A 23,111-nucleotide genomic window follows, 5' to 3' on the forward strand; every position below is an offset into this window, starting at 1 on the left:
TCATCTTTTTGTACTTAAACACCAAGGATACGGGCAGTTTCAAAAAGATGGGGATAAAAATGTCTTAAGGATAAGCCAGTTATGCACATTTCCGTGATGCAGAGGTAATAATTTTTCACAACAAAACAAGGTCTGTTTACAACTTACCGTATCAGACAAAAGCAGTTTTTACGATATAATATAAGCAATGTTGTTTTTATCATCTGGCATTGACTACAGGAAATTTATTTACATAAAGGAGATGTGAAACTATGGAGGACTTTACCAGCCAGACATATGCTGATGCACGAACCGCAAAAGATACCGTCTGTGTGGCAATCTGTGATGACGAGGCATTTATGCTTGACCTGCTGGAGGAAAAAATAAAGAATATGCTCCCTTCTGCGGTGATAGAACAGTTTTCTTCCGGTAGGGAGCTGTTGGAAGGCAATACGCAGGCGGACATTTTATTTCTGGACATACAGATGCCAGAGATGGATGGTATGGAGACGGCAAGGCTTTTTCGTAGGCAGCGGAAGGATACACTCATCATATTTATTACAGCGGCTCCGGAATATGTCTTTCAGGCATTTGACGTAGGGGCGTTTCATTATCTGGTCAAGCCTTTATCTGATGATAAATTCGATGAGGTTTTTGGAAATGCGCTGTTGGGAATCGGACGCAGGAATAAGGGCAGAGATGGGGATGATGGAGACTACATGATGATACAGGCAGGGGGAGTCCATACAAAAATATTGTTTAAGGATATTATTTATGCGGAAGTGTTCAACCGTAAAGTCATCATTCATACCATAAACGGCGATACGGAATATTATGGGAAACTGTCCGATCTGGAGAAAAAAGCTGGAGAGGATTTTTTCAGGCCGCACAGGTCGTATCTGATTCATTTTAAGTATGTGCTGAGGTATGATGCTGTGTCTGCTGTTATGGAAAACGGGACAGCGTTGATTGCAAAGCAGAATTATCCGAAATTTGTGAAGCAATATCTGAAATATAACCAGAGGAAAGGAAGGGAGATCAGGTGAGTCCGGTAGAATTATGTTGGAATATTACGTCTTATGTATCAATTATTGCGCAGCTTGGTGTTGTGGGCATATGCCTTGGAATATTTGTATCGCCTTATATGCTGGGCAGAAGCAAAGCAATTAAGGCAGGTACAGTGTATGGTGTGGTGATGACGGTCTTATATATCATGCCGCCCCAGATAGACAATATCCTTGCATATTTCATAGGTACATTAGCGGCATTTGCCGTGATGTGCGCAGAGGACAGGCGCAATATCAACCAAAAGATATTCTTGTCTGTTAATTTTTTTTCACTGCGTTGGCTGTCTGCTTCTATGGCAGGAATTATAGACCATTTTTTTGACATTGTTCTTTTAAACCCGCAGATAGCAGCTTTGGGTTGGTTGTATTACGGATTGTATGTGGCAGTAAGAATTCTGGGCATACTGTTTAGTTTTCTGTTTCTGCTGTTATCTGTCCGGGCAGTCAACAGGGCGTATGAAAGCAAGGACAGATATATGGAAAGAAGGGAACTTGTGATGCTGACTGTGCCGTCCTTGTCAGGGATAGCCGGTTATGCAATATTCCATTTTTACCAGATTAAATCCGAAATGACGGGATTTTTTGATATACTTTGTTTTTTATACTATCTGATATCCGTAATGGCAATCCTTGTGACAATTATTATCTTCCAGCATTGGAAAACTTCACAGGAAGAACAGTCCGGACATGAACTTTTGGAAAGCCAAATAGACAATATAAAAACGCATATCAAGGGGATTGAAAAGCTGTATGGAGATATCCGTTCCCTGCGCCATGACATGGGAAACCATATCCAGATGATAGAACGTTTGATGGGAACAGAAAACACCGCCGAGGCTTCGGCATATCTTAAGAGACTGAAAATAGAATGGCAGGAACTTACACCCGAGATTAGGACAGGAAATCCGGTTACGGATATGATTCTTTTAGAAAAGAAAAAAGAGGCTCAGATGCGTGGAATCCGATTTGAAAGCGACTTCCGTTATCCGGAAAATACAAAACTGGATGCCTTTGATGTCAGCGTCATTTTGTATAATGCGTTGAATAACTGCATGGAGTCGGTAAATGGGGAAAATCCGTATATCAGGATTCAGGCATTCCGCAAGAACAGTATTTTTATGCTGATTATCAGCAACAGCTTTGAAGGGAAACTTCCCATCAATCCAGACGGATTTCCATACACGACCAAAAAAAGCGGTGGGCATGGAATCGGTTTAAAGAATATGCTCAGGGTGGCTAAGAAGTATATGGGGGATTTGTCATTTGAACAAAATAAGAATGAGGTTACGGTAGGGATTATGCTTCAGATTGCGTAAGGGGTTTACAACGGAATGAGGGTGACTCACAACATGGTGCTTTATCCGTACAAATGATATCCCGATAAAATTGATAGAGAGCAGGATTTTTTTATGTGAAATGGCTTTCAAAATTTTTGAAGGAGGACAGGTACAATGAAAATTAATGGTATCAGTGGATCAAACGCACAAATGGGGCAGATGGGAATGAATCAGGCAACAGACTCATACAGCCGGAATATCCAGAACCAGATTGCCAACGCACAGAAGCAGTTGCAGGAACTTTCTTCTAATGAGGAAATGACATTAGAAGAAAAGATGAAAAAACGGCAGGAGATACAGCAGCAGATTAGTGACCTGAATATGCAGTTAAGGCAGCATCAGATGGAACAGCGAAAAGAAAAACAGCAGGAGAGAGCTTCCTCGAAGGACAATCTGCCCGGCGGGGTGAAAACAAAAGCAGGAGAAAAAGCCGCAGGACTGTCACAGGCGAGCATGACAGCAATGCTTTCTGCGGATACATCTATCAAGCAGGCAAGAGTGCAGGGTGGCGTGGCAACAAAACTGGAAGGCAGGGCGAATGTCCTGAAAGCAGAAGTCAAGCAGGGTGGAGGAAATGTGGAAGCCAAGAAAGAGGAAATTGCGGAACTGGAGCAGAAAGCGGAGAATGCAACAGTTTCACAAATGAATACGCTCGCAGAGGCAAATAAGGTTATGGAAGAAGCTGCCGTGGCAGAGCGCAATGAAAATAAGACTTCTGGTACAAAAGAGGAAAAAACATATCGGGCAGAAAATACAACCGAAAAGGCAGAGGAAAGCAGTACAAACGGAGAAAATGCACAGGATAGTGTATCTGGCGCCGAGTCACAGACAGGAAATGAGGAGAATGTACAGCGGGATGACAGTACACAGGCGGGAAATGTACAGCCTGTTGAAACAGCCGTTCCGGAAGTTGCAACAGCACAGGCAGCAGTTTATACCCATGTGGATGTGCGCTTGTAGGAGGTGGTTCTATATGTCAGAAATTATACTGCTTAACGATTTCACTTGCAATGAAACCAGACTGCATAACGCTGACTGGTTCAATCGCATGATTGCATTAGGCAGTATTCAGCGTTATGCAGTATAATAAGGTAACGGATAAATCCTATTGGGAACAGAAATTGAAAGAAGAAAAAGCAAAGGATAAAGCCGGGAACAAAGACAAGAATGACTGACTCCCATAGAGTGAGACGGGAACTGAAAAAAGCATATTTTTCAGTTCCCCGATGTTTATTAGTACACCATGTAATAAATAACTGCTCATATTGCGCCGGATAAATTTTCAAGAATTCCAGAGCAGGAAATGACAAGTTTAAAATTATGTACATTTTCTATGCTTCACTTGAAACATTCGACATTTCATTTGATACAGTATCATTTTCAGCCGTAGGCGTATTATTGGCATCATGCTCCGAATTTTCATTTGGTGCTTCTGTCGGCTTAGAAATTTCTAAGCTCATGGTTGTTTCCATTCCCCCGATACTCATTGTCATTACAAGCACTCTTGAACCGTCTGGCTTAACAATGATTTCTGTCTTTGATTCAGATTCTTGTTTATCTTCCTGCTTCAATTCTTCATCTGATACATCCTCCTCCTGCTCCAATAATGGATTTTTTGATTTAAGTGCCTTATAAATATCCTGCACATTGGCATTCTGCCTTGTATCTTCGGGTGCAGACACCTCTGTTTCCTGTTTTTGTGGGTAAAATTGTCCGACCCTGCTCTTGTTGTGTCTATCTGCCGCTACATTGCTTTGATAATAATTATATCCAATTCCATTTACGCTCATTTTTCAAATCCTCCATTGTCATCAATTTTTTTCTGCGGTTCTTCTGTCATTCAGAGCCGCCCTTGCCCCCTTATGATAAGTCCGGGCATATTTGGTTTTACTGCAATTGTGTCCTGTTTGCATATTGGTATGCACCTAAAACACCACATACTCCCAAACTACTCATTTCTTTCTCCTTTCCTGTAACAACACAGCTACGCTAAATTCGTTTTTCCTTGCCCTAATATCCACATCTCCCATGTATTTATCTACTTCACGTTTTACATTGGATAAACCAATGCCGTGCAGGGCTGTATCCCTTCCCTTTGTGGAAAGCGGAAGATTGGTTTTTGTGTCAAATGTCACCTCCCCCTCAAATGAATTTTTTACATTTATCATATAAAACTTTTTCTTCTGCCTGCCGGAAAGATAAATGTATCTTTTCCCCTCTGCCATTTTTTCACAGGCTTCAAGGGCATTTTGCAGAAGATTGTTAATAATGATCCCTATGTCATAGGCATTATAGCCGTCCGATTTTGGATAGGAAAACGCCGACTGGAACTGTATTCCCTGTTTCTCTGCGGCTTTCTGCTTGTCATTCACGATCACGTCCGTAACAGTATTTCCGGTTTTAATGGTAAGCTCAAATACATCCATGCTTTCGTCCATATGGTCTATATACTGCTCTATATCCCCATAGCTGCCATTTCTGACAAGCCCTTTGATATTCGTCATATGGTTCTTCATTTCATGCTTCATCTGGCGTATGCCATGATAAAACTGCTCCACTTCCTCCATTCGTTCCTGTATTGCGTGAACCTGCTGCTGTTCCACGAAATATTTTTCCCTTTCCTCCTGCAAGCGTATCATTTTCTGATAAGACACTATCGTAATCAAAATCCCTGCATAGAACAGGGCGGCAACCACAGGCACAATCCCAAGAAATACCGGGAATTGTTCATAAAGTTGTATCATCGTGTTTTCATTCACAATTAGCAGAATATTAAAAATAATATTTACAAACAAAATCCCTGTTACCGGGGTCAAAAGCATGTAACACAATTCTTTTATCTGCAGCTTTCTTGTTTTTTTCTTCAAAAGCCGCCCCATGACGCACAACATAACCGAGAGCAGGAGCATTTGCAACACCGCAACAAAAGCATAGTTTGATGCCGCACGGCTGAAAATGTTTTTAGTCATTTCCAAGGTTTCCGCTTTTTGTTCCAGGCGTTTGTCTACAAGAAAACTTACGCTTCTCATAATCAGCGCACTTAACTTTCTGGCACAAAAGAAAAGCACACCCAAAAGAATCGTAAATTCCCTCCCCATATCCAAACACTTTGAAGCCGCCGCCAAGAGGACAATTACAATTATCATGCACAGCCATCCGTAAACAGCCGTTGTCATGCCAATAAAATACATAACCATATAAACCGCAAAAACCATAAGCGCTTTTTTGATTCTGCTTTTCCTCCGTTCCTTTTTCCCTGCCATAAATGGATAGAAAAAAGCCGTCATACAGGCAGCATATAAAAACACTTGAATGCCGGACATGATATTCATAATCAAATTAAAACCTGCTTCGCTCAATGTCTGTCCCTCCTACTGCATAAAGCGCAGATATGCCTTTACAAAGTCCTCATACTTATATTTGGAAAGGGGCAGCTTATCCCCGTTTGCAAGCATTATTTCTGTCCTGCTGTATTCGTCCACACAGGAGAGGTTGACAAGATAGCCTTTGTGTATGCGGCAGAACTGCCCCTGCAATTCTTCCTCAAGCTCCCCGATTTTTGCATAATATTCCAGGCTGCGCAAGCTGGCTTGTTCCCCGTCTTTTATATAAAGCACTACCTTGTGCTTCCGGCTTTCCATGTAATAAATACGGTCTAACGGTATGGCTTTGTTTGCCCCGGCGTACTGGATAAACAGGGTTTTCTTTTTCTGCTCCGTTTCGGATAAAATCTTATCCTGCGCCCGGCTGAAGACCTCCGCAAATTTCCGCTCATTCACAGGCTTTACCAGATACCCCGACGCTTCCACTTCGAAAGCGTCATAGACATACTTTTCATATCCCGTAACAAAAATGATTGCGGGCTGTTTTATCTGTTCCATGCCCCTGATCCGCCTTGCCATTCCCATACCGTCCATGCCGGACGCAGAACCCTCTAACGCTATATCCAGGAACAGCAAATCATGCCCCATGCCGCTTGACAGGTATTCTTCAGCAGAAGCATACTCCGTAATTTCACATTCCGCTTTCTGCCCTCTGATAAGCGAAGCAAGGTAGCTTCTTATGTTCTTTTCATCATCACATATTGCAACTTTTATCATATGCCCTCCTTTGGCTTTCACATAAAATATCGGAAAAAATGAAATTATGTCTAATACCGATTGCACGAAAACATGTTTTGACAGCACAACTGGACAGAAAAAATGTTAGTCAAGGAAGGATTTCTGGATGATGTTTCTGCCAGGGCTGATTATTTATGGAATCGGCTTCAGACGATGCCGGGTGTGACGGGGATATCAGGCATAGGGCTTATGATTGGTGTATCGGTTGATGAAGGGCTGGATGCAGGGAATCATCCTTGCGGAGAAGGACATCCCGGAGCAGGAACTGAGGAATGAAGCGTAAGGGAGACGGTTCACAATGGCAAGACAACGGTGACAAAACTGGTCAATGGTCTGATTCCCCGTTTTGTGGAGGACGGCGCTTTATCAGGCAGGGTGTCGGTAAATGGGATGGAGTGGGAGCCTCTCTGCGGGAGAGGCTCCGGTCGCTGGTTCCGGCTCATGCCCGGATGACCGCATCGGGAGAATGGCCGGAACAGGTCTTTGGCCTCTGAGCTAATCAGGACAGGGGCCCGTAGACGCCTTTACGCAAAGAGTTGCCGGTACCAGAATTTTATGTGGGAGATTTCGGTCGGGCGTCAGTGATTCCAGAAAGATGTCACCGATGTGTTCGCCCATAAGCTCTTCATTCTGATAGATGGACGTTATATTATCGTAATCATTGCAGAAGCCGCATATACTGATATCTTTCGGAACTCTCAGCGACAGGGAACTGCACGCTTCAATCAGACCGGAAGCCACTCCGTCATTTTCGCATATGATGGCTGTGACTCCGCTGCTTTTCAGTGTACAGATATATTCCCGGAAAGATTCCGCGGTTGACTCCGTTGCTTTGGGAATGATATATTCCGGTTCCGCGGAAAGGCCTGCGCAGCGCAACGCCTCCAGATAGCCGCCCAGGCGCTCTGCCACAGAGGGCACGCTCGCTATACTTTTTTCGGAGAAAAAACAGATTTTCCGATGCCCCAGAGAGATTAAATGCTCTGCCAGCTTTCGGGCTCCCATGACATTATCGCACAGAATATTGTATAGATAAGGAGTAGTCACAGGCTGATCGCTGATGATTACGGGGATGTTGCGGAATACAAACTGGTTTAAAAGATCCAGGTGAAGATCCGTGGATGCCGGATAAAGGAGTATCCCTGCTATATTCTGTTCCAAAAGCTGCTTCAGAATCATTCGTTCCTTGGAACGGTTTCCGTCAGTGATGAAAAGCGACAGGAAACAGTTGGAGGAATTGAACTTCGCATTGATTTTCGCAATCATATTGAAAATATTATTCTGTTTGAAAGTATAGGGAAGCAGAAAGGCGAAAACTGCAGGTGTATTGCTGGCAGGATTGCTCATTTTCGCCCTTTTCTGAAAAATATCCCTGACCACAAAACTGCCCACTCCCCTTTTCCGATACAGGATGCCCTGATATTCCAGCTCCGTAATGGCCCGCTTGGCCGTAATCCTGCTGACCTGGAATTCTTCCATAAGCTGAATCTCGGTACAGATCGGCGTCTCAAAAGAAAACTGGTTCTGATCTATCTTCTTTAATATAGAGTCGATGATGATTTCGTACAATTTTTTGGGGGAATCGGGATTGGCACTCATAATAACGCTTTCACCTCTGTTTTATAACAAATATTGGTTATAGTATTATCATAAGGCATAAAAAGAAATATGTCAATAGAAAGAAGAGTGGACATAGAAAGATATATCAAATAAAGACGAAATGCAAAAACACATGGACATATATGATAAAATAAGTGCTATAAAATGTATAAAATGCACAAATAATTATAATTTTATTCAGTTATATTGACAAAAGAGACGGACATATCTATAATCTAAACATATCAAATAAAAATTCATATAATAAAATTTAGATATCAAAATAAAATAATTTCCAATATATAACATATCTTTTTGATGCATGAAAAGTAAGGAAGCAATAAAATGGAATAATAAAATGCAAAAGCAGACGGTGTCAGGGATAAGGAGGAAAGGACATGAAGAGTGAAGGTAAAAAGAAAACAAGATTGATCGATCAGGGAGGATTTCGTTTGTGGCTGCTTTCGCTTCCCTTTTTGATACTGATTTTCCTGTTTTCTTATCTGCCGCTGTACGGATGGGTCTATGCGCTGTTCGATTACAAGCCCGGCAGGGCGCTGCTGGATTGTAAATTCGTGGGACTAGACAATTTTACCCGGATGTTCGCTGACAAATATGCGCTGGAGGATATTGTCAGAGTGATGAAAAACACCCTGGGCATGAGCCTGATCGGCATCGCGACTTCCGGCCTGCCCATGATGTTCGCCGTCTTTCTGGCAGAAATCAAGAGTAAGCACTACCGAAAGGCGGTGCAGACCCTGACCACGATTCCTAACTTTATCAGCTGGGTCCTGGTGTATTCCGTGGCTTATGCCATGTTCTCCGTGAATGACGGTTTCGTCAACAGACTGCTGATGGACCTGGGCATCCTGGACGAGGGGATTAATTTCCTGGCTTCCGGCAAACATGTATGGCTCAGTATGTGGCTGTGGGGGACATGGAAAGGGCTGGGCTGGAGCGCCATCATGTATATCGCGGCGCTGACGGGAATCGACCAGGAGCAGTATGAAGCGGCAGCCGTGGATGGGGCAGGACGGATGCAGAAAATCTGGCATATCACGATTCCGGGATTGCTTCCGACCTATTTTGTGCTGCTTCTCCTCTCCATTGCGAATCTGGTCAATAACGGCATGGAGCAGTACTTTGTTTTCCAAAATGCAATGAATAAGGAATATATTGAGGTGCTGGACCTTTATGTTTACAACCAGGGTATGGTCGGTATCAACTATTCTTACTCTACCGCAGTCAGTATCCTGAAATCTATTGTCAGCGTTACATTATTGTTCGTGGCGAACATGAGTTCTAAACTGACTCGCGGAGAGTCCATATTCTGATTACAAAGGAAAGGCGGGCGGTAACCGGTTATGAAAGCGATGGGAAAAAAGAGAACTGCTGGAGATTTGATTTTTAATATCGTCAATTATGCGGTATATGGGTTGTTCACTATTATCTGCGTGCTCCCCTTTTACTATCTGTTCATAAACACCATCAGTGCGAATGACCTTGTGTCAAAGGGGCAGATTCTTTTGACACCGAAAGGAATTCATTTTAACAACTATGTGGAGATTCTGAAGATGAGAGGACTGGGACTGGCGGCGCTGGTTTCCGTAGGAAGGACTGTTCTGGGTACGGCCGGAACTTTGATCGGCACGTCCTTTCTGGGATATGCTCTGAGCAAGCAGGAGTTCTGGCATCGAAAGATATGGTATAGATATGTGGTCATCACTATGTATTTTAACGCCGGCATCATCCCATGGTTCATCAATATGAAGAATCTGGGCCTGACCAACAGCTTTTGGGCGTATGTGATTCCGGCCATCGTGGCACCGTTCTCCCTGATTCTGTACAAGACATATGTGGAGAGCATCCCGTCGTCCCTGGAGGAATCCGCGGCCATGGACGGTGCGGGGTATCTCGTCAGATTCACCAGAATCATAATACCGCTGAGCAAACCTATCTTGGCGACGACGGCGATTTTTGCCGCCGTGGGGCAGTGGAACTCCTTTACGGATACTCTGTTCTTGATGACGGATTCCACTAAATTCACGTTACAGTATCTGCTGTATCAGTATATGAACGAGGCGAATTCTCTGGCAGATTCGCTGATGAAGATGTCAGAGAGCGGAGTGCGGGTGGATATGTCTTCTATCCTTACCGCGACTTCGGTCAAAATGACGGTTTCCATGGTAGTCGTACTGCCGATTCTCTTTGTATATCCGTTCTTTCAGAGATTTTTCGTGAACGGTATCATGATCGGATCGGTAAAAGGCTGATGGGATATATGTTATCGGTGAGCCCACTGATATCAAATATAAAAAAGGGAAAAGGAGAAAAAGGTATGAAAGCAAAAAAGAAGTGGCGTTTTTGGGCTTTATTGCTGACCTCGGCTATGCTGGCAGGTTCTTTGGCGGCATGCGGCAGCGATAACGCGGGAGAGGGACAGGCTCCGGAGACGGAATCGAAGACGGAATCCCAGGCAGAGCCGAAAGAGGAATTGGAAGCGGATACGGATGACGCCGGCGACGATGAAATCGTGAAACTGCAGATGCTCAGTCTGCCCTCCAACAGTTCCGGAGTTGTAGAGGGATGGTGGGCGGAAGAGGTAAAACGTCAGGTCGGCGTTACCATCGAGCTGATTCCCTGCGGGGATCAGGGCGAGCAGAAACTGAATGCCCTGATGGGCAGCGGAGAACTTCCTGATATTGTATGCTTCAAGGATTACAAACAGGTAGAAAACGCTGTGATGGGCGATATGCTTCTGGCATACGATGACTATAAGGAGCTTCTTCCCGACCTGTATGCCAATGCTGAGATTCCGCTGAGATACGCGGCGGACAAGCTCAGCTGCGGAAAGGGCAAAGCCTATACCGTGGGTACCGACGCCAAGTTATTCATGGAAACAAGAGGCGATAAGGAACCCTGGCTCCGCTACGACCTGTATAAACAGATCGGCTCCCCGGAGATTACCTCTCTGAATGACTATCTTTCTGTCTTGCAACAGATGCAGGAGATCGAGCCTGCGAATGCCGATGGGCAGAAAGTCTACGGACTTTCTATCTGGAAAGACTGGGACAGAACCTTTATGTGTCTTGCCATGTTTGCCGGCAAGTTCTCCGGTGTTGAGATGATTGAGGGTACTCTTGTTGAAATCGATTACAATGTCAATCCGCCCAAGGTTCGTTCTATCCTGGATGAGGACAGCCTTTACCTGAAGTTCATTGATTTCCTGTATCAGGCCAACCAGATGGGGCTTTTGGATCCTGACTCCATGACACAGCGTTTTGACGACGCGACCAACAAGATGGGCTCCGGCCGTGTCCTGATGGGGCTTGGAAACTGGGGCGTCAGCGATTTCGCGACACCTGAAAAACAGGAAGAAGGGATCGGGCATATGCCTGTGTTCGTCAAGGATTCTCCCACCGTTACGGAGGGCCTGCAGCCTATCGGAAGAACCTGGACCGTTTCCGTAAGTAAGGCGTGTAAGAACTCGGAGGCGGCCATGCGGTTCATCAACTATATGTTCTCCTTTGACGGAGCCATGCTGCAGCGCAACGGCCCGAAAGGAATTACCTGGGATGTGGATGAGAACGGCAATCCCTATGTGACGGAAGAGGGGTATGAGTACATGCAGGATGGCAAAAAGGAGCTTCCCGAGGGAAAAGGGCTTTATGACGGCTGTCCTCAGACATGGGCCGCGCTCCACATCACGACGCAGAATCCTGACTTAAATAATACTCCGATCGGAAACAGCTTCTGGGAGAAGAAAGAATATGCTCCTAAGGATACGAAACTGGTAGATATGTGGCAGGAAGACTATGACGCGGTTGATTCCATCGATTACCTCACAAAGAATAACCTGCTGATACCGTTCCAGTTTGTCGGTTATCCTATCCTGACAGACGATATGGAACAGCTTGCGGCAAGAGTCGGCGATGTGGTCACGACAAATTCCTGGAAGATGGCCTTCGCCAAGGATGATGCCGAGTATGAGGCTCTGAAAGCAGAGATGATTGAAAAAGCGGAAAATATAGGAAGCAACGACTTCGTCGAATGGTGGACCGGAGAGTACGATAAGGCTCTGGAAGAGGCCTCGGATTATCTGGAGTAAGCGGTCAACTTAAAAAGGAGTTCTATTTGATAGAGCTCCTTTTCCTGCTCTGAAAATATGCAATAAAGAAGCGGAACAATCTAAATATTGACAAGTTTATGCAGGAGAATTATATTTTATAAGAGGGATGTCCATGTATCAATTAGAAGGGGGCAGGAGGAATAAAACAGATGAGAGCAGTGCGGACAGTTACAGAGAAGCAGGAGCAACTCCATGGAATGGCTCTGGGCGGAATCGGAACAGGCAGCGTAGAAATAAGACAGAATGGTAGTCTTGAAGACTGGGAGATCTTTAACCTTGGCCTCTGGGCGGCATCTGATCCGGAGAAACATAACAAGGGGAATCTTCCGGAATACGATCAGGATGTGCTGCCGTTCTATGTGAGGGCTAAACAGGAAGGAAGAGAGCCGGTTGTGAGAAAATTATCCCATGGGAGGAAAATCGGCGGCTTCCGTTCGGTGATGTATTCGTTTTTAAAAAATGTCGAGACCATCCGCTGGACGCCGGATTTTCCAATCTGCCATATGGAGTACGAGGATCCGGGCCTGCCTGTTGAATTGAAAGCAGAGTTTATGTCGCCTTTTGTGCCCCGTGATACAAAGACAAGCGGAATGCCCGGATTTTATGTGAATTTCCAGGTGAAGAACAAGACTTCGGAAACGGCCGAGGTTTCCCTGATGGGTACCTTGAAGAACCCGGTGAACAGGGGGCTTGCGGACAGGAAGCTGAAAAATACCGTCAAAACCGTCGGCGAGAGGACGACCCTTCTCATGGAAAGCTCCTCCGATATAAAGGCGGAACAAAACGGAAGCATGGCGCTTTCTGTGCTTGACGGCGTTCCCAGCTATATCAAAGGCGATTATGCGGAATTTTTTGGGGCTTATGTGCTCGGAGGGACGTTCGGCTGTTCGGAGGAATCCTGTCTGTTCGGTTTCCGGGATTACGGCGAGCTTCCGAATCTGGGATGGGAAGAGGCGGATGGGGAACTTCATATGCCGGATTTGGAAGCCTTAAAGGATTTGGGCGAAGAAAAGATTGAAGAAATGCTGGAATCCGTGAAAAAGCTTGCCAGCGGCTACAGACCATGGAAACGTTTGACGGAGGTGCGCCCGGACATTCTGGAGACGGCGGAGGGAAAGAGGGAATTTCTCGGGATTTTGCTGCGGCAGTACAGGAATCTGGAAGAAATGCCCTGCGGAGGCTTCGGCGACGGGGCGCTTTGCAGCAAGGTCATCCTGCAGCCGGGGGAGAGCAGGACAGTCACTTTCCTGGTGACCTGGAATTTCCCCAATCACATCAGCACGGAAAACAGTTATGTGGGCCACAAATATACATGCTGGTGCAAAAATGCCGAGGACGCGGCCATATATCTGACGGAAAATGCGGAAGAAATCCAGGGCAGGGTCCGGATGTTCTCCGAGACGCTTCAGAACTGTTCCGCTCCCACGGAATTTACGAGAAACTGGGTGATTCAGCTCAGCACTCTTGTAAAATGCTCCTGGTGGGCTTGCAACGGCGACTTCGGGATTTGGGAGGGTCTGGGAAGCTGCGGGTTCCATACCATGGACATCACCTACTACGGTTCCTATATGATTCTGGCGCTGTTCCCGGAACTGCAGCTGAGGCAGATGGAAATGGGGACGAGGTTCCAACGCGAGGACGGAAGAGTCCATCATTTCTTCCGCCCGGATTTTGAGCATGTGGACGGGGGCTATGACCGTGTGGACATGAACCCGCAGTTTGTTCTGATGGTGTGCAGAGACTATATGTGGACCGGGGACAGAGAGTACCTGAAGCTGATGTGGGAGCCGGTGGTAAAAGCCATGGCCAGCACGGAAAAGCTTGACGCGGACAAGGACGGACTTCCGGACCACGACACCCGGGCAAATACCTATGACGCATGGAGATTTCGGGGAATCCCTTCCTATATCGCGGGCCTGTGGCTGGCATCGCTGACAGCCGCTGTGCATCTGGCTGAAGAAATGCAGGAGGAGGAGCTGGCCGCCCATTGGCGGGAAATCCTTGCGAAAGGTAAAGAGAGTTTCAAAAAGCTATGGAACGGTGAATATTTCAGCTTGTGGATGGATGGGGATGAGCGTGACGAATGCCTGATGAGCGGGCAGCTGGACGCCGCATGGTACTGCAGGATAATGGGAATCCCGGGCTATGTGGAGGACGGATATATCACAAAGGTGCTGGATCAGGTGTGGAGACACAACTACACGGAAGAAGGCGGCCTGATCAACGCCTCCTATCCGGAGGGAAAGAAGCCGACTTTATATACATACGGAAATGTTCAGGTAGAGTCCAACTGGTCCGGAATCGAGTTCGCGCTTTCCGGCATGTACCTGGAGATGGGCGAGTTCGAGCGGGCAAGGGCGATCGCGGCAAATGTCGATGGCCGTTATGTGCAGGCGGGCAGAATCTTCAATCATGAGGAATGCGGCGGACACTATTACCGCCCGCTGGCGGCGTGGACGCTGATGCTCTCTCTGAGCGGATTCAGATATGACAGGGCAAGGGCGGCGGTCACCATCGCTCCAAAGCAGGAAACGCTGACGATTCCCTGGTTCACGTGTTTCGGCTACGGCGTTTTGAAAGTAACGGAAAACCGTGTGGAATTGTGCGTCCTGGACGGGAAGATGGAAGTGGAGAAGCTGCAGGTCCGGAAAGGCGGCATGCCGGAAAGGCTCGTTGCAGGCGGAGCCGAAATAGCGTTCCAGCGGGAAGAAAACACTATAATGCCGGCGGAAAGAATCACCTTAAACAGCGGGGAGGCCCTCATCCTGTGCCTGGCCATGGCAGGGACAGCGCCGGGCGGCCTGTGAAGAGCCGGACAGAGAAAAAAGGACAGGCCTTGAAATTTTCAGATATCAGCATGTGACAGGCTCTTTGGGAGTCTGGCGGATACAGGGGGTAAAGATGGATAGAACAAGCAGGAAATATGAGAGACGGGCGGAGGAGCTGAAAAGCAGGAGATATTTTGGGCATCAGTCCATAGCCCCTTTTCTGGCGGCAAAAGGGGAAAACGGACCGGATGAGGTCTACCGCGCCTGTCCGAAGAAAATGGAAGATGGCATGTCCTTTGCAATCGGCGACTGCCTGAGAGGACGGAACAACTATCTGTGGCTGGAAAGAACCGTGGAAATCCCGAAAGCGCCAAAAAGCTGCGAGACGGTGCTGCTGTTTCATTTCGGCAAAAAAGCGGGTTGTCTGCGGGGACGTTTCGAGGCCATGCTCTATGTGGACGGAAGACCCTGTCAGGGCGTGGATGAGAACCACACGGAGATTCTGCTGCGGGAATACGAGGGAAAAACGGTACGGCTGACATTCCTTGCCTGGACGGGCATGGAGGGAGACGGAGAGGATGATTTTACCCTTTGTCTGCAGCAGGCGGATCTGGCGTTCCTGGAGCGGAATACGGATGCGCTGTACTATTATATGAAATCGGCAGCCCAGGCCACCGATTTGCTTGCGACCACGGACAGTGAGAAACAGGTTCTTACCGGTCTGACAGAAGAGATTTTGGGCGCCATTGACTGGGACGAGGAGGCGCTTTATGAAAGTGCGGCCAGGGCTGTCGCGGTGATGGAAAAGGGACTGGGACAGATTGAAAAAGAACATGCCGTTACCGTACACGCCGTGGGCCATACGCATATTGACGTGGCATGGCTGTGGCGGCTGAAACATACCCGTGAAAAAGCACAGCGTTCTTTCAGTACAGTTTTCCGCCTGATGGAGCGGTATCCGGAATATATTTTTCTGCAGTCCCAGCCACAGCTATATCAGTATGTGAAAGAAGATTGTCCGGAATTGTATGCGAAGATAAAAGAAAAGGCCGCAGAGGGAAAATGGGAGCCGGACGGCGGCATGTGGGTGGAGGCCGACTGCAATATCCCCTCAGGGGAATCCCTTGTGCGCCAGTTCCTCCATGGAACCGCTTTCTTCAGGAAAGAATTCGGGAAGACATGCGAATACCTGTGGCTGCCGGATGTATTCGGCTATAGCTGGGCGCTTCCGCAGATTCTGAACTTATGCGGAATGAAGACATTTATGACCACAAAAATCAGCTGGAATGAGAACAATCAGATTCCGGAAGATCTGTTTATCTGGCGCGGCATCGACGGAAGCGAAATTCTGACCTATTTTATCGAGACGCCGGAAGAACACAGGCCTCCGGAGGATTGGTTTTCCACCTATAACGGACTGCTGACGCCGAAAACCGTTCTGGGAAGCTGGAGCAAATTCAAGAATAAAGATCTGTCGCAGGATGTGCTGATTTCTTACGGATACGGGGACGGCGGCGGAGGCGTCAACAGGGAAATGCTTGAAATGCGGAAGATGATTCACCGCATGCCGGGGCTGCCCAATGTGCAGACGGACACGGCAGGCAGCTTTTTCAAAAAGATTCATGAAAATGCGGAAAAAGAGAAAGATAAAGTTCCGGTCTGGGACGGGGAACTGTATCTGGAGTTTCACCGGGGGACCTATACCACACAGGGCTACAATAAGAAAATGAACCGCCGCATGGAACTGCTGCTCTCCCAGGCGGAATGGCTGTCCGCATGGAACCGCACAGCGGGAGGAAACGGAAAGGAAGAAGAGCTGAGAAAGTGCTGGGAGCAGGTCCTGCTGTATCAGTTCCACGATATCATACCCGGATCCTCGATCCGTGAGGTCTATGAGGACTCCCGGATTATGTACACAGCGCTGGAAAAGGAAGTGGGTACGCTGCAGAAGCAGGCTGCGGCAGGCCTCACGCAGCCGGAAGAAAATTCCTATGTACTGACGGCGTTTGACGGATTTTCCAGGGACGATTATGTGTGGATTGAGCAGGAAAAGGCGGGCTGCTTCTACGATGGAGAGCGGAGGCTGGACGCCCAGAGGACAGAGGGCGGTTATCTGGTGCGGACAAAGCTGGAGCCCCTGTCCCTGAAACAGTTGGTCTTTGTGCCGGGGGAAGAGGCAGTTTCGGGGGAACAGGAAACATTTCAGTTTATTTCGGAATCCCGTATGGTTGAGACGCCTTACTATATCATCCGCTGGAATGAAAAAGGCCGGCTTTCCATGATTTATGATAAAAAATGCTGTCGGGAGGTTCTGAAAGAGGGATGTTTCGGAAATGTCCTGGAATTGTATGAAGACAAACCGCTGAGCAACGATGCCTGGAATATCGACTCCTTTTATACGGAGAAAAAGAAAGAGCTTTCCATGGATGGGGAGGCCAGAATCTCGGAATTGGGGACGCTGCGCATGAAGATAGAGTTTGTCTATCATTTCCACCGCTCCTTGATTCGTCAGGAAATGGTGCTTTACCGGGACTGCCCACGGATTGATTTTCAGACCCGGGTGGATTGGAGAGAGGAGCATAAGCTTTTAAAGACGGCATTTTACACCGATGTACGCGCCGTGAAAGCCGCTTATGACATCCAGTTCGGGTACATAGAACGTCCGACACACAGAAATACAAGCTGGGATCGGGCAAAATTTGAGGTGTGCGGCCATAAATGGGCGGATCTGTCGGAGAGCGACTACGGCGTGAGTCTTCTGAATGACTGCAAATACGGCTACAATATAGAAGGGAGCGCTGTCAGGCTAAGTCTTCTCCGTTCGCCCAAAGCGCCGGATCCCCAGGCGGATATGGGAGAGCATACTTTTACTTATGCGCTTTATCCGCATGCCGGCCATATCACGGCATGTAGTACGGTGGAAGAGGCAGAGAAATTGAATCTCCCGATTACGGTATTCGCGGATGCAAAGCTCGTAGAGGAGAGAATGTTTGTTCGCCTGTCGGGAAAATCCGTAAAAGTCGATGCGGTGAAGAAAGCGGAGGCCGATGAGGGTGTCATTGTGCGCCTGCACGAATACAGGGGGGTCCGTACTTCGGTGCAGCTGTCTTCCGACTATCAGATTGATGGCGCGGAGATAGTCAATCTATTGGAAGAGACCATCGCGCCGTGTCCTTTCACCGGTGAGAATGGGCAAAGAATCGAGCTTTCTTTCCGGCCGTTTGAAATCAAGACGGTGAAACTGTATCTGAAGGCATAAAAGAGTAGCCTTTATGATTTAGCTTTGTAAGCCACCGCAGAAAGTTGCGATGATACGGTTTATGTCCTTATACCCGGTAAGACCTTTGCAATTTTGGAACGAAGCGGCCGGCAGAGATATATGGCCGGCCGCTTCGTTTTCAGTATTCTATGGATTGCACTTCTTGCATGGATCGTATCCCATTGATATGGCTTCATCCCTGGTGCCGGAAAACTCCTGCTTGTTCTTTTCTTTCATCTGTTTCACGCTGCCGCAGGTAGGATAGTGGAACTTGCCCGTATTAGTATTCAGGATATAGGTCGTTCCTTGTGGAACAGGCTCATCGATGGGTTCCTGTGTCTCTGTGATTGCCGGAGCTTCTATAGGGGCAGGTTCGGCTGTAGGCTCTGGTGCGGCAGTAGGGACAGGCTCGACTGTGGGTTCTGGTGTGGTAATAGGCTCAGAAGCCGGACCCTCTGGCGACAGGCTGCTTTCGCCCGTAGCGTAATTGATTATGATATTAGGCTGTACATTATACGCATAGACACAGAACAAGATGCCTTCACCGGTATCTTCTACGGATTCAGCCTCCATCAATACTCCGGATGCCAATAGATTGTCTCCTTCAAAGATAGGAGTGGCACGATAGAGCACATGGTTTCCGGTCTCTTTCACATAATCTGTGACCATATCCTCAAATGGCAGCATTCCTTGGACATTGAGATAACGGGTGCCGGTAATCAGATTCTTTTCGTTGGCATTTTCCCCTGTAAGCTGGTATCCGATCAGATGGCATCTGTTATATAAGTAGTTTCCGTCAATCACGTCGCTGTATTTGACCGTGTGCCAGCCGGTAGGCTTTATCTGCCCGATGCTTTCGCGTTCTTCTGCCGGCATCATATCCAATCCGATAGAAGCATATGCAGTGCCGCACCGGCCCAGGCTGTCCAGGTCGCTGTAGTACTCAAATGATTCAGGAGACAGATCGCTTTCAGAGAAATAGGGGACATTATTATTGACGATTGCATAGGGCTCTCCTGAATATGGAGCGATATCATTGTTAGAAAATGAGGGGCCGGATAGTTGCGGAATGGATTGCCGTCCATCGTCAGGGGCAGCGTTTTCCGCAGGCCGCTCTTGCCAGGGCTCCACTGGTTCAGGAGATGGAGCAGGCATACCCTCAGACGCGCTTTCAGAAGCCGCCTCTTCTGCAGATTCTACCGGTTCCGGAGTGGGAGAGGGGCCTGCGTCGCCGGCTGCAGGGGCAGCACACGCTGACAATAGCAGAGCAATTGATGAAACAACGGATAATAGCCATATCTTTGTTCTTCTCATCTTCGGTATATCTCCTTGGTTATTTTATCATGCGAATATCCAACAAAATCTTCTGTCCATTCTAAAACCCATTCGTTTAAATCCAATGGTAAGAATGTATCTGCCGGATATGTCCGGTTCCATATGAAGAGGATGATTTTTTCTATTTTATGTATATATGGTGGTTGAACATCATTCCATTTCAGTATTTTACTATCCTGAAAATATTCCGTCAACACCTCCCGGGGCCTTGCGCCACGTTTTAGCGTTTTCCTTGCTGTTCCAGCCGGTGCTGTCGGCGGTGCGTCATTTCCGTGCCAAATAAATCTTCTCATTGCTTTTTTCAATACCAAGGTTCTCCATTGAACGTTAGTTCGACAAGAAAAAACACTTGACACCTGCCCGCTTCTGTAGTAAGATACACAAGGTTGGTAGTGATATGGATAAAATATATGAACAGACAATGCTATTTGATTTCTACGGCGAACTGCTGACGGAGCACCAGCGCAGCGTCTACGAGGACGCGGTGTACCATGACTTGTCCTTAAGTGAGATTGCGCAGGCCCAGGGCATCAGCAGGCAGGGCGTGCATGATTTGATTAAGCGCTGCGATAAAATACTCCAGGATTATGAGAGCAAACTCCATCTTGTGGAGCGCTTTGCCAGAGCGAAGAAGACTGTAGAGGAAATCCGGCGGCTGACGCTTCCTGCGGAAGAAAAAGAAGATGACAGCGCTGTGATAGATGCCGGGGCCATGCGGGAACGCCTGCGGGTCATCCGGGAGCTGTCCCATGAGCTTCTGGAAGAGCTTTAGGACATAGTATATAGGTTGCAAAGTTTGCATAACATGCAAACTGCGAAAACAACAGGACAAGGAGTCACAGGTGGCATTTGAGAGCTTAACAGATAAACTGCAGAATGTATTCAAGAACCTGAGGAGCAAGGGGCGCCTGACCGAGGAGGATGTAAAAGCAGCCCTGAAAGAAGTGAAGATGGCGCTTCTGGAGGCTGATGTGAACTTCAAGGTGGTCAAGCAGTTCGTAAAGGCCGTGGAGGAGCGCTCTATCGGGCAGGACGTGATGAACGGCCTGAATCCCGGACAGATGGTCATCAAAATCGTCAATGAGGAAATGATTGCCCTCATGGGAAGCGAGACCACAGAGATTGCCATGCAGCCAGGCAAGAGCATCACAGTCATCATGATGGCTGGCCTCCAGGGTGCCGGAAAGACCACGGCTACGGCGAAGATTGCCGGAAAACTCAAGACCAGGGGTAAGAAGTCTTTGCTGGTAGCCTGCGATATTTACCGTCCTGCCGCTATCGAGCAGCTGCAGATCAACGGCAGGAAGCAGGAAGTGGACGTGTTTTCCATGGGAACGGACCATAGACCGCCTGAGATTGCGACAGAGGCAATCCGGTACGCGGAGAAGAACGGCCACAATGTGGTCATCCTGGATACGGCAGGCCGTCTGCATATAGACGAGGACATGATGGCGGAGCTGCAGGAGATCAAGGACACGGTCGCTGTTCACCAGACCTTGCTGGTAGTGGATGCCATGACCGGTCAGGACGCCGTGAACGTGGCGAAAGAGTTCGATGAAAAGGTGGGCATTGACGGAGTGGTCCTGTCCAAGATGGACGGCGATACCAGAGGCGGTGCGGCCCTTTCCATCAAAGCGGTCACAGGCAAGCCGATTTTATATGTAAGTATGGGCGAGAAGCTCTCGGATATGGAGCAGTTCCACCCGGACCGCATGGCCAACAGAATCTTAGGGATGGGAGATGTACTCTCTCTGATTGAGAAAGCCCAGGAGAGCATAGATTTAGACGAGGACAAGAGCCGCGAGATGGCCGGCCGCATGAAAAAGGGCAAGTTCGATTTCGAGGACTATCTGGAGAGCATGAAGCAGATGCGCAACATGGGCGGGCTGACCAGTATCCTGAGCATGCTGCCCGGTCTGGGAATCAAGGGAGCGGACCTGGAGTCCATGATTGACGAGAAGCAGCTGAAGCATATGGAGGCAATCGTCCTCTCCATGACGAAAGAGGAGCGCAGGAATCCGAAGCTGCTAAATCCCCAGAGAAAGCACCGCATCGCCAAAGGCGCCGGTGTGGACATCGCGATAGTGAACCGTTTCATCAAGCAGTTCGAACAGAGCCAGAAGATGATGAAGCAGTTTGGCGGCGGCAAAAAGGGCCGCGGGATGTTCGGCGGTTTTCCGGGCATAGGCGGCAAGGGCAGGTTCCCCTTTTAAGGTGCTCAAAACCTGTGACACCGAAAATCAGGATGAATATGGGTATATCCCTTTTCATAGAAACATTTTAACATAAGGCCGCACAGGACGGCAGAAAGAGGTAGACAATGGCAGTAAAAATCAGATTGAGAAGAATGGGACAGAAGAAGGCTCCTTTTTATAGAATCATCGTGGCTGATTCCCGTTCTCCCAGAGACGGAAGATTCATTGAGGAAATAGGTACCTATGATCCCAGCACGGATCCCAGCACTTTCAAAATCAACGAAGAGCTTGCTAAGAAATGGCTGGCAAACGGCGCCCAGCCTACAGAAACGGTAGGAAAACTGTTCAAAGCTGCTGGCATCGAGAAGTAAATTTTTGATTCTTGGAGGTGGCTTATGAAAGAAGAAATTCATTCTTTAGAAGAAAATCATTCTTTGGAAGAAAAGCATTCCACAGATTTGGTGGAAGTTATCGCAAAGGCGCTTGTGGATAACCCGGAGGAGGTTGTTGTGACGGAAAAGACCGAGGGCAGGAATACTGTCATCGAGCTTCATGTGGCGCCCTCCGATATGGGAAAGGTCATCGGCAAGCAGGGCAGGATTGCAAAGGCAATCCGTTCCGTTGTGAAAGCGGCATCTTTCCGTGAGAAGAAGAGCGTGGATGTTGAAATCGTATAGAGGAAACGCGTGGTATAGAAAATGCAGGTTTCCGGCAGGGGCTGCTACATGAGGAGTGTGGCGGCCTTTTTGTCTTAAGAGCCGGGAAAGCCCTGCGGATTATGGAAAGAGGGCATTCCATGGAAGATTTTTTTAAGGTGGGCATCATCACCTCCACCCACGGCCTGCGGGGAGAGGTGAAGGTATATCCTACGACAGATGATGTGAAACGATTCAAGCGGCTGAAAAAAGTGACGCTGGATACCGGGAGGGCACAGACTTCCGGCACAGAGCTGGAGATAGAGAGCGTCAAGTTCTTCAAACAGTTCGCCATATTGAAATTCAAGGGGATTGACAGCATAGAGGATGTGGAAAAATACAGGAAAGCGTTCCTGATGGTGCCCAGAAGCGACGCGGTGCGCCTCAGAAAAGATGAATATTTCATCGCGGATTTGATTGGGCTGGCAGTGCGGGATGAGGACGGGACGGAAATCGGAACCCTGAAAGATGTGATGGAGACCGGCGCCAACGATGTGTATGTCATTGCGCTCTCGGACGGCCGGGAGCTGCTTCTGCCTGCTATCAGGCAATGCGTCCTTGAGGTGGATGTGGAGGCCGGATTCATCAGGATACACATTTTGGACGGATTACTGGACGGAGCGTGAA

At 47.8% G+C, this 23,111-nt stretch carries 20 protein-coding genes; 14 read left to right on the forward strand and 6 right to left on the reverse strand.

All coding sequences use genetic code 11. From position 1 onward, the window contains the following. Positions 1–251: 251 nt before the first annotated feature. The 3 genes from NFS35_RS17645 (at position 252) to NFS35_RS17655 (ending at position 3,343) form a co-directional block, all read left to right on the forward strand. Positions 252–1,025, forward strand: coding sequence for a LytR/AlgR family response regulator transcription factor (locus NFS35_RS17645; protein WP_251208431.1), 774 nt, complete (start codon positions 252–254; stop codon positions 1,023–1,025). 497 nt (positions 1,026–1,522) lie between these two features. Next, a complete protein-coding gene (locus NFS35_RS17650) occupies positions 1,523–2,362 on the forward strand; it encodes a sensor histidine kinase (RefSeq protein ID WP_251208432.1) in 840 nt (279 codons plus the stop codon). Positions 2,363–2,497: 135 nt separating this feature from the next. Beyond that, positions 2,498–3,343, forward strand: coding sequence for a FlxA-like family protein (locus tag NFS35_RS17655; protein ID WP_251208433.1), 846 nt, complete (start codon positions 2,498–2,500; stop codon positions 3,341–3,343). Between the two features lie 371 nt (positions 3,344–3,714). On the opposite strand, the gene NFS35_RS17660 is transcribed toward NFS35_RS17655, so the two are convergent. From NFS35_RS17660 to NFS35_RS17670, 3 genes are all read right to left on the reverse strand, one after another. Beyond that, the gene (locus NFS35_RS17660) at positions 3,715–4,173 is read right to left on the reverse strand and encodes a hypothetical protein (RefSeq protein WP_251208434.1); all 459 of its coding nucleotides are present in this window, start codon (positions 4,171–4,173) and stop codon (positions 3,715–3,717) included. Positions 4,174–4,335: 162 nt separating this feature from the next. Further along, complete coding sequence (locus NFS35_RS17665; protein WP_251208435.1) at positions 4,336–5,352, reverse strand: sensor histidine kinase; 1,017 nt, start codon at positions 5,350–5,352, stop codon at positions 4,336–4,338. Positions 5,353–5,754: 402 nt separating this feature from the next. Further along, entirely contained in the window at positions 5,755–6,483 is a 729-nt protein-coding gene (locus NFS35_RS17670; RefSeq protein ID WP_251208436.1) for a LytR/AlgR family response regulator transcription factor, read from the reverse strand. Between the two features lie 333 nt (positions 6,484–6,816). On the opposite strand from NFS35_RS17670, the gene NFS35_RS29340 reads away from it, so the two are divergent. Further along, positions 6,817–6,957, forward strand: a complete 141-nt coding sequence (locus tag NFS35_RS29340) for a hypothetical protein (protein ID WP_330640313.1) — start codon at positions 6,817–6,819, stop codon at positions 6,955–6,957. Positions 6,958–6,999: 42 nt separating this feature from the next. On the opposite strand, the gene NFS35_RS17680 is transcribed toward NFS35_RS29340, so the two are convergent. After that, the gene (locus NFS35_RS17680) at positions 7,000–8,103 is read right to left on the reverse strand and encodes a substrate-binding domain-containing protein (RefSeq protein WP_251208437.1); all 1,104 of its coding nucleotides are present in this window, start codon (positions 8,101–8,103) and stop codon (positions 7,000–7,002) included. Between the two features lie 398 nt (positions 8,104–8,501). Between NFS35_RS17680 and NFS35_RS17685 the strand changes: the two genes are divergently transcribed. From NFS35_RS17685 to NFS35_RS17705, 5 genes are all read left to right on the forward strand, one after another. Then, complete coding sequence (locus NFS35_RS17685) at positions 8,502–9,437, forward strand: ABC transporter permease (RefSeq protein ID WP_251208438.1); 936 nt, start codon at positions 8,502–8,504, stop codon at positions 9,435–9,437. Positions 9,438–9,467: 30 nt separating this feature from the next. Further along, a complete protein-coding gene (locus tag NFS35_RS17690) occupies positions 9,468–10,376 on the forward strand; it encodes a carbohydrate ABC transporter permease (protein ID WP_330640314.1) in 909 nt (302 codons plus the stop codon). A 65-nt stretch (positions 10,377–10,441) separates the two neighbouring features. Continuing rightward, on the forward strand, positions 10,442–12,211 hold the full coding sequence (locus NFS35_RS17695) for an extracellular solute-binding protein (RefSeq protein WP_251208439.1): 1,770 nt from the start codon (positions 10,442–10,444) through the stop codon (positions 12,209–12,211). 170 nt (positions 12,212–12,381) lie between these two features. Beyond that, positions 12,382–15,039: a GH116 family glycosyl hydrolase gene (locus NFS35_RS17700; protein ID WP_251208440.1), complete on the forward strand. Its 2,658-nt coding sequence runs from the start codon at positions 12,382–12,384 to the stop codon at positions 15,037–15,039. Between the two features lie 94 nt (positions 15,040–15,133). Further along, positions 15,134–18,259: an alpha-mannosidase gene (locus NFS35_RS17705; RefSeq protein WP_251208441.1), complete on the forward strand. Its 3,126-nt coding sequence runs from the start codon at positions 15,134–15,136 to the stop codon at positions 18,257–18,259. 147 nt (positions 18,260–18,406) lie between these two features. On the opposite strand, the gene NFS35_RS17710 is transcribed toward NFS35_RS17705, so the two are convergent. Continuing rightward, entirely contained in the window at positions 18,407–19,573 is a 1,167-nt protein-coding gene (locus tag NFS35_RS17710) for a DNA/RNA non-specific endonuclease (RefSeq protein WP_251208442.1), read from the reverse strand. After that, complete coding sequence (locus tag NFS35_RS17715) at positions 19,570–19,899, reverse strand: hypothetical protein (protein ID WP_251208443.1); 330 nt, start codon at positions 19,897–19,899, stop codon at positions 19,570–19,572. The genes NFS35_RS17710 and NFS35_RS17715 overlap by 4 nt, the downstream gene beginning before the upstream one ends. Positions 19,900–19,991: 92 nt before the next feature. Here NFS35_RS17715 and ylxM point away from each other — a divergent pair, with 92 nt between their 5' ends. The 5 genes from ylxM to rimM all read left to right on the forward strand — a co-directional run bounded on the left by ylxM (position 19,992) and on the right by rimM (position 23,110). Further along, complete coding sequence (gene ylxM / locus NFS35_RS17720; RefSeq protein ID WP_251208444.1) at positions 19,992–20,366, forward strand: YlxM family DNA-binding protein; 375 nt, start codon at positions 19,992–19,994, stop codon at positions 20,364–20,366. Positions 20,367–20,436: 70 nt separating this feature from the next. Continuing rightward, positions 20,437–21,807, forward strand: coding sequence for a signal recognition particle protein (ffh, locus tag NFS35_RS17725; protein ID WP_251208445.1), 1,371 nt, complete (start codon positions 20,437–20,439; stop codon positions 21,805–21,807). A 107-nt stretch (positions 21,808–21,914) separates the two neighbouring features. Beyond that, positions 21,915–22,160, forward strand: coding sequence for a 30S ribosomal protein S16 (gene rpsP, locus NFS35_RS17730; RefSeq protein ID WP_251208446.1), 246 nt, complete (start codon positions 21,915–21,917; stop codon positions 22,158–22,160). A gap of 24 nt (positions 22,161–22,184) precedes the next feature. Next, the gene (locus NFS35_RS17735) at positions 22,185–22,466 is read left to right on the forward strand and encodes a KH domain-containing protein (RefSeq protein ID WP_251208447.1); all 282 of its coding nucleotides are present in this window, start codon (positions 22,185–22,187) and stop codon (positions 22,464–22,466) included. A gap of 119 nt (positions 22,467–22,585) precedes the next feature. Then, positions 22,586–23,110 (forward strand): ribosome maturation factor RimM, encoded by a 525-nt coding sequence (gene rimM, locus NFS35_RS17740; protein ID WP_251208448.1) that lies wholly within the window; start codon positions 22,586–22,588, stop codon positions 23,108–23,110. Position 23,111: the final 1 nt, after the last annotated feature.

Source organism: Acetatifactor aquisgranensis (assembly GCF_943193215.1).
GTDB lineage: Bacteria > Bacillota > Clostridia > Lachnospirales > Lachnospiraceae > Acetatifactor > Acetatifactor aquisgranensis.

What these genes read in the sequence shown, in the direction of transcription:
- NFS35_RS17645 (WP_251208431.1), top strand. Translation starts at nt 252, where the DNA reads ATGGAGGACTTTACCAGCCAGACATATGCTGATGCACGAACCGCAAAA.
- NFS35_RS17650 (WP_251208432.1), top strand. Translation starts at nt 1,523, where the DNA reads ATGGAAAGAAGGGAACTTGTGATGCTGACTGTGCCGTCCTTGTCAGGG.
- NFS35_RS17655 (WP_251208433.1), top strand. Translation starts at nt 2,498, where the DNA reads ATGAAAATTAATGGTATCAGTGGATCAAACGCACAAATGGGGCAGATG.
- NFS35_RS17660 (WP_251208434.1), bottom strand. Translation starts at nt 4,173, where the DNA reads ATGAGCGTAAATGGAATTGGATATAATTATTATCAAAGCAATGTAGCG.
- NFS35_RS17665 (WP_251208435.1), bottom strand. Translation starts at nt 5,352, where the DNA reads ATGACTAAAAACATTTTCAGCCGTGCGGCATCAAACTATGCTTTTGTT.
- NFS35_RS17670 (WP_251208436.1), bottom strand. Translation starts at nt 6,483, where the DNA reads ATGATAAAAGTTGCAATATGTGATGATGAAAAGAACATAAGAAGCTAC.
- NFS35_RS17680 (WP_251208437.1), bottom strand. Translation starts at nt 8,103, where the DNA reads ATGAGTGCCAATCCCGATTCCCCCAAAAAATTGTACGAAATCATCATC.
- NFS35_RS17685 (WP_251208438.1), top strand. Translation starts at nt 8,502, where the DNA reads ATGAAGAGTGAAGGTAAAAAGAAAACAAGATTGATCGATCAGGGAGGA.
- NFS35_RS17690 (WP_330640314.1), top strand. Translation starts at nt 9,468, where the DNA reads ATGAAAGCGATGGGAAAAAAGAGAACTGCTGGAGATTTGATTTTTAAT.
- NFS35_RS17695 (WP_251208439.1), top strand. Translation starts at nt 10,442, where the DNA reads ATGAAAGCAAAAAAGAAGTGGCGTTTTTGGGCTTTATTGCTGACCTCG.
- NFS35_RS17700 (WP_251208440.1), top strand. Translation starts at nt 12,382, where the DNA reads ATGAGAGCAGTGCGGACAGTTACAGAGAAGCAGGAGCAACTCCATGGA.
- NFS35_RS17705 (WP_251208441.1), top strand. Translation starts at nt 15,134, where the DNA reads ATGGATAGAACAAGCAGGAAATATGAGAGACGGGCGGAGGAGCTGAAA.
- NFS35_RS17710 (WP_251208442.1), bottom strand. Translation starts at nt 19,573, where the DNA reads ATGAGAAGAACAAAGATATGGCTATTATCCGTTGTTTCATCAATTGCT.
- ylxM (WP_251208444.1), top strand. Translation starts at nt 19,992, where the DNA reads ATGGATAAAATATATGAACAGACAATGCTATTTGATTTCTACGGCGAA.
- rpsP (WP_251208446.1), top strand. Translation starts at nt 21,915, where the DNA reads ATGGCAGTAAAAATCAGATTGAGAAGAATGGGACAGAAGAAGGCTCCT.
- NFS35_RS17735 (WP_251208447.1), top strand. Translation starts at nt 22,185, where the DNA reads ATGAAAGAAGAAATTCATTCTTTAGAAGAAAATCATTCTTTGGAAGAA.
- rimM (WP_251208448.1), top strand. Translation starts at nt 22,586, where the DNA reads ATGGAAGATTTTTTTAAGGTGGGCATCATCACCTCCACCCACGGCCTG.